Here is a 6,000-nt window from a genome sequence, read left to right as displayed (position 1 = left end):
TTGCACTTTGGATAGATTCTGAAGCACCTTTACTTCCTACTTTATCTACAAAGTAAGTAGTGTAGCCATTTGTGCTATCTGCATCACGCATAGCACTTACTTTACCATTTCTATCTGTTGTTTCTGTTACTAGTGTTGTACCAATAACATCAAAACCTTGTAATACATCTGCAGGTTTTAAATCTACTAGAGCTTTATCACTTTCGTTATTTTTCACAGTAAATACTGCAATATTACCTGCTGTTTCTGTACCTGTACCTTTTGCATGACTTAGAGATTTTGCATCTGTATTTGCATCATAAAGTACTTGGATATATTCTTGTAAGCTATTATTAGTGCCAGAGCTAGAGTCATTAGTTTTAGCATTATCTACAATGATTCTATCACTATATACATGGCCATAAGTACCACTTTCAGCACTTCCATTTTTTGCCTTCACTTTACCTAGAGTGGCAGTTTCTTGCTTTGCATTTGCATTTGCATACACTCTAAAGAGTGCGTTTTCTCCTTCTAAACCTGTGGTAGCTTCTGTAGATTGAGGTTGCATATTACTTACCACACCAATACTTAAAAGGTTAAAATCTTCTCTTCCTTTACGCAATGCATTATTATCATTTCCATAACTTCCTAAGTCAATTACAGTATTACTTTGTGCAAAAGTATTTACTAGTGTTTCTTCGCGATTTAAATCTACATTTTTGATGCTTAGATTTTGTAAAGTTACAGAGCTATCAATAAAGAATTTTGAACCTTTTTCCATTACAAGAGTGATGCTTGTTTTATCAAGTGGGTTTGCACCATTTTGTGTCTTTAAGAGATTGCTAAAATCAAATCCACCAAAGAATGCTGAATTTGTTTTTAAGGTTACATCAAACTCTGCATGTTTGTCTTTATTAGCATTACTTCTTTCTAGTGCTACAACATCACCTACAAGTAGACCTTCTATTACAATTGTGTCTTTGAAAGCGCCATTGTTTGTGCGATTTGTTGTGAGAGTGAGGATTGGATCTGTCTCTTTTGAAATAAAGTAATTTTTATAAGTATTAAGGAAAGAAATATTTTCACCATTAGAGTTTTTAATCGTTTTATCTTTTAGTGTAAGTTTGATACCATCTTGATAAGTTACACCTAGGACTTTGTTATTAGTATTTGTAGTGTCTGTAGAATTAGTAAAGCTTTCGTTGCCGCCAAAATTTATATTATTGCCATTTGCAAAGATAAAAGTAGTTTGATTTGCATTATCTTTTCCATCCCAAATATAATTACCACCATCAAATCTCCCTCCATAAGTGATATTTGCACCTACATTAACAGAACCTTGGATAACAACATTAACCTTACTTTGATCTCCAGCATTAATTATGTTAAACATAGAAGTACCTAAAGTATTTAAAACAGCATTTGAAGTTCTAAGGACAATATTTGTAGCTCCATTGTTTCTATTAATCAGCGTCCCTGATGGAATTTCTGGAAGATTTCCACTGGTTACTTTTTTCATATCTGTAGTTGCAATGTAGTTAGGTAGCCAGATACTGTTTTCAAATATAATATTTGTATTGCTTTTATGTCCATCTGTGGTGATATTTCCTGCAAAGAATGAAAGATTTTTTAGATCCTCAGAAGTGTTAGTACTATTGGCTTTACTAGAGATCTGGATATTGGTTTGACTATTTCCGACAAAATTACTCTGCTTAACCCCAGTGGTTGTGATGTCTCCAATAATTCTATGGACAGGATTTGTATTTGTTGTGTCACTTTTAAAAGTAATTGTTGCTGTTCCTGCTGAAGTATTAATATTTCCTGTGATGGTATTAGAAATTTTTCCGTTGAAAGTTATGTTGTTTTTTGAGTTATAATTTCCTTCTGTAAGGATATTTCCTTTGATTGCATTTGTTTTAGTTTGGTTGCTAAAGGTGATTGTATTGCTTCCTTTAGAATCTCCTAGAGTACGATTTGCTGTTGCGATAATCTTACCCTCGATTGTATTTGTGGAGTCATTTCCTTGAAAATTAAGAATATTTTCTGCTGTTTTTCCACTTTGATTTGCATTTGCTTGGACTGCTATTCCTTGTGAATTTTCTTTTGTATTTTTGATTAGGCTTTGCATTCCTTTGAAGGTAAAAGTAGCTTTAGCGGCTCCTTTATTATTTTGCCACCATCCTGTATAAATTACTTCATTACCAGATTGCATTGTAGCATTCTTTTCAAAGATAGTTTCACTAACCCCTTGAATTGTCCAAATTTTTTGTGTAGTAGTGTCTTCTTTATAGATGAAGCTATTCTTCGCATTACTTGCAGCATTGACCATAATATCTGTTTTAAATTGTTTAGAAGAACTTCGTGCATTGGCTTTTGCTGAAGTATCTCCAAAAACAAGAGTAGTGTTGACACGAGAGAGGTTGTCAGCAGTTCCGATTTTGATTGTTCCTGTTACTCCCTGTTCAAAAGTCCCATCAAATTTGTTGTTATCGCCACTACCATAAATTGTTATATTCCCCTTAAATTCTCTTTCTGCAGTGAAATTGAAGGTTTTATTTTTCATTTCATAAAAATCAATAGTCATAGTATGGTCTGAAAAATCAAAAACTTTTCCTTTACCTAAAATATTTAGATTAGCCGTACTCATTTGCTCTTGAAAGATTATGGTGTTAAAATATAGATCTATTTGAGTGTATTCCTTTCTTTTCCCAAATATAAAGGAGAAGTCTTTTTTGAGATCACTTATACAGTTATGATGATTAATCTTGCAATTAGCATCATATGGAAACTCAGTTTTATCCTTATATAATATCAAACTTGTTACAGGGCTTGTCTGTGGATCAGTTTGAGTGTAATCTAAGTAGCCATCATTTGCATATGCATTCCCACAACCTAAAGTTAAAGCCAGTGAACTTGCTATAACTGGTTTGAAAAGTTTGAATTTTTTTATTTGGTTTGTTTTCATGATTATTTCTCCTGAAAAAATATATCATTAATTTTTAATAAAAAATATCTATTATATTACAGCATTTTAACAAATATTGAGCGGGGGGGGGGGTGTAAATTATTATAATTTTAGAGTTATTTTTAAGATTTGTAACAATAATTTAAATATTTATTAAATTTTGTCGTGTTATAAAATAGAAATGGTGTGCAAAGAATTATTAATGTTATGTTAGAGGTAAGATTCATTAAAACTTATCTAGTTTAAAAGAAAGCAATAAATCAATTATAAAATATCGATAATGCTATAAATAGATGTAAAATGTAAGATAGTTTTTTAGTAATGTATGAGGTAATTTTTGTAAGGGGGAGGGATCCCAATTAGGGATCAAAATGCAGGAATCACACTTCCTTGGTAAGTTTGCATGATAAAATCCTTTGTTTTTTGGCTATGGAGAGCCTGCATAAGTACTTGTATTTTTTGGGAATTTTTATTTTTTTCTTGTGTGGCAATCACATTTGCATAAGGAGAGCGACCATCTTCTTGCGCAATGGGATTTTGTAGGTGGTTTTGCAATGCGTAGTTGCCATTAATGATAATAGCTTTTACTTTTTTATCATCAATATTTTTTGCAAGCATTGCTGCTTCTATGGGGATGATTTTGAGATTTTTGGGGTTATTTGTGATTTCTTGCATAGTGGCATTGAGATTGTTTGGATCTTTTAGGGTGATAAGTTTTAGGTGGTCTAATAAAATCAATGCACGGGCAAGGTTGCTAGGATCATTAGGAATAAGGATAGTGTCATTTTCCTGTAAGGAATCTAAATTTTTGATTTGATGAGAATAAATAGATAGTGGTTCAATATGAATTGTACCTACGCTTATAAGATTTGCATTTTTTGCTGTATTGAATGCTTGCAAAAATGGGGCATGTTGGAAAAAGTTTGCATCAAGCGATCCATCTTTAAGTGCTTCATTAGGGGTTACATAATCTACATAAGACACGATTTTTAGTTCATAACCGAGTTTTTGTAATTCTGGCTTGATAGATTCTAGAATTTGGGCATGGGGGAGTGGGGTGGCACCGACTTTGATTGTATGTTCTTTATCTTGATGATTGTTACAACTATTTAGCAAAAAAGCAAAAAGCACAAAAAAAAGTAGTTTTAAGATTTTCATTTTTAATCCTTTAGAGATGAGATTTTAATTTTTTTACGATGTAATCACCAAGGGTTTGAATGATTTGCACCATAATAATGATAATAATAACAGTGTAGAATAGCACATCTGGCTGATTTGATTGATAACCCACGCGGATTGCTATATCTCCAAGCCCACCTGCACCAAGTGCCCCTGCCATTGCTGAATAACCAATAATATTGATAATAGCAATAATAAATGCGTGAATAAGTGAGGGGAGAGTCTCTGTAATAATCATTATAATAATATTAAATTTATTTGCCCCAAGACTAATACTTGCTTCAATAAGACCTTTGTCTATTTCAGATAATGCTCCTTCAAAAAGTCTTGCAATAAATGGAATAGTAGCTACAGATAGTGAGATAATCGCAGCATTTACCCCAATGCTTGTTCCAATCAATAATCGTGAGAGAGGTAAAAGTAAAACAATTAAAATAATAAAGGGAAAGGAACGCGTAATATTTACTATAAGCCCTAAAATTTTATTGACTAGTGGCATAGGTAAGATAGAGTCTTTTTGTGTGATAAATAAAAAAACTCCCAAGGGAAGACCAAAAAAGAGGGCAAAGAGTGATGAAAAAAATACCATTATCAATGTATCTAGTGTGCCCTCAAGTAATAAATCAATCATTATTTTTCCTTTGAATGGATTCTATTTCTACATTTTGTGCACGGATAAAAGCGAGTGCTTCTTCTATTTCTTCCCCCTGAATATCCAAAATCATTCTGCCAAAAGATTGCGAAGGAAGGGTATTAAAGTCTGCAAAATGGATATTAAAAGTTACTTTGAATTTTTGTAGAGCTTGAGAGATAATAGGAGAATCTTTTGCTTCATTGATAAATATAAGTTCATAAAGATTTGCAGAATCAGGGAGAAATTGTAAATAATCTTGATTTTTTTTATGCGGCATTGTTGCGACAAGTTCTTGTGTGATTTGGTGTTTAGGGTGTGAGAGAATTTTGGCTACCTCACCTTCCTCAATAATTTCACCTTTATTAATTACGCATACTTTATTGCAAATTGCACGAACCACTTCGATTTGGTGCGTGATTAAAACGATGGTAAGAGACATTTTTTGTTGGATATCTTTAAGTAGGGCTAGGATTGATTGGGTAGTTTTTGTATCTAGTGCACTTGTAGCTTCATCACAAAGCAAGATTTGTGGGTGATTTGCAAGGGCCCTAGCGATGGCAACGCGTTGCTTTTGCCCGCCACTTAGTTGATTGGGGTAGAAATCTTTTTTATCTTTTAGTCCTACTAGGTCCAATAATTCTAAGACGCGTTGAGCGCATTCTTCTTTTTTCCAACCTGCAATTTGTAGAGCAAAAGCAATATTATCAAAAACATTTTTTCTACTTAAAAGATTGAAATGTTGGAAAATCATGCCAATTTTTTGGCGTTGTTTTTGTAGAGCTTTAGGATTTAAATTAAGAATATTTGTATTATTAATCAAAACCTCTCCATTTGTGGGTTCTTCAAGGCGATTGATAAGGCGGATAAGAGTAGATTTTCCGGCACCAGAATAACCAATAATGCCATAAATATCACCTTTTTGGATTTGTAAATTAAGATTTTTAATCGCGCAAAATCCATTGGGATAGGTTTTTTGAATATTTTTTAGTTCTATCACAATTAGCTCCTGATAAATATTGAGGATTTTAATTAAATAAAGTAAATACAATATGTGTTTATATAATTTATATTTTATGTGAATGATTGTAGATAATTTTATGTAGGGCATAAGGAGAGTGATTTTATGGGGAATATTATGGAATATGAGTGTGTCTTTTTATTTTTTTGGTGGTGTGATGAGTAGTGTGAATTAAAATGCATATTTTTGCATGGGTCTGTGCTTTTTGTATTTTATAGGGGAGAA

The 6,000-nt window shown here is 32.5% G+C and carries 3 protein-coding genes and 1 pseudogene; all 4 read right to left on the bottom strand.

The window, feature by feature from the left end; all coding sequences use genetic code 11:
- Positions 1 to 2,944 (bottom strand): annotated as a pseudogene (locus LW133_RS06935) (hypothetical protein); the annotation flags it as partial.
- A 366-nt stretch (positions 2,945 to 3,310) separates the two neighbouring features.
- A complete protein-coding gene (locus tag LW133_RS06930; RefSeq protein ID WP_233077704.1) occupies positions 3,311 to 4,102 on the bottom strand; it encodes a MetQ/NlpA family ABC transporter substrate-binding protein in 792 nt (263 codons plus the stop codon).
- Positions 4,103 to 4,112: 10 nt separating this feature from the next.
- Positions 4,113 to 4,757 carry a methionine ABC transporter permease gene (locus tag LW133_RS06925; RefSeq protein ID WP_233077709.1) on the bottom strand — a complete coding sequence of 215 codons (645 nt, stop codon included), beginning with the start codon at positions 4,755 to 4,757 and terminating at the stop codon, positions 4,113 to 4,115.
- Positions 4,747 to 5,757, bottom strand: coding sequence for a methionine ABC transporter ATP-binding protein (locus tag LW133_RS06920; protein WP_233077708.1), 1,011 nt, complete (start codon positions 5,755 to 5,757; stop codon positions 4,747 to 4,749). The genes LW133_RS06925 and LW133_RS06920 overlap by 11 nt, the downstream gene beginning before the upstream one ends.
- Between the last annotated feature and the right edge of the window lie 243 nt (positions 5,758 to 6,000).

Source organism: Helicobacter anatolicus, assembly GCF_021300615.1.
GTDB lineage: Bacteria > Campylobacterota > Campylobacteria > Campylobacterales > Helicobacteraceae > Helicobacter_H > Helicobacter_H anatolicus.
The sequence above is the reverse complement of the archived record's forward strand: the minus strand, read 5'-3'. Positions and strand labels throughout refer to the sequence as shown.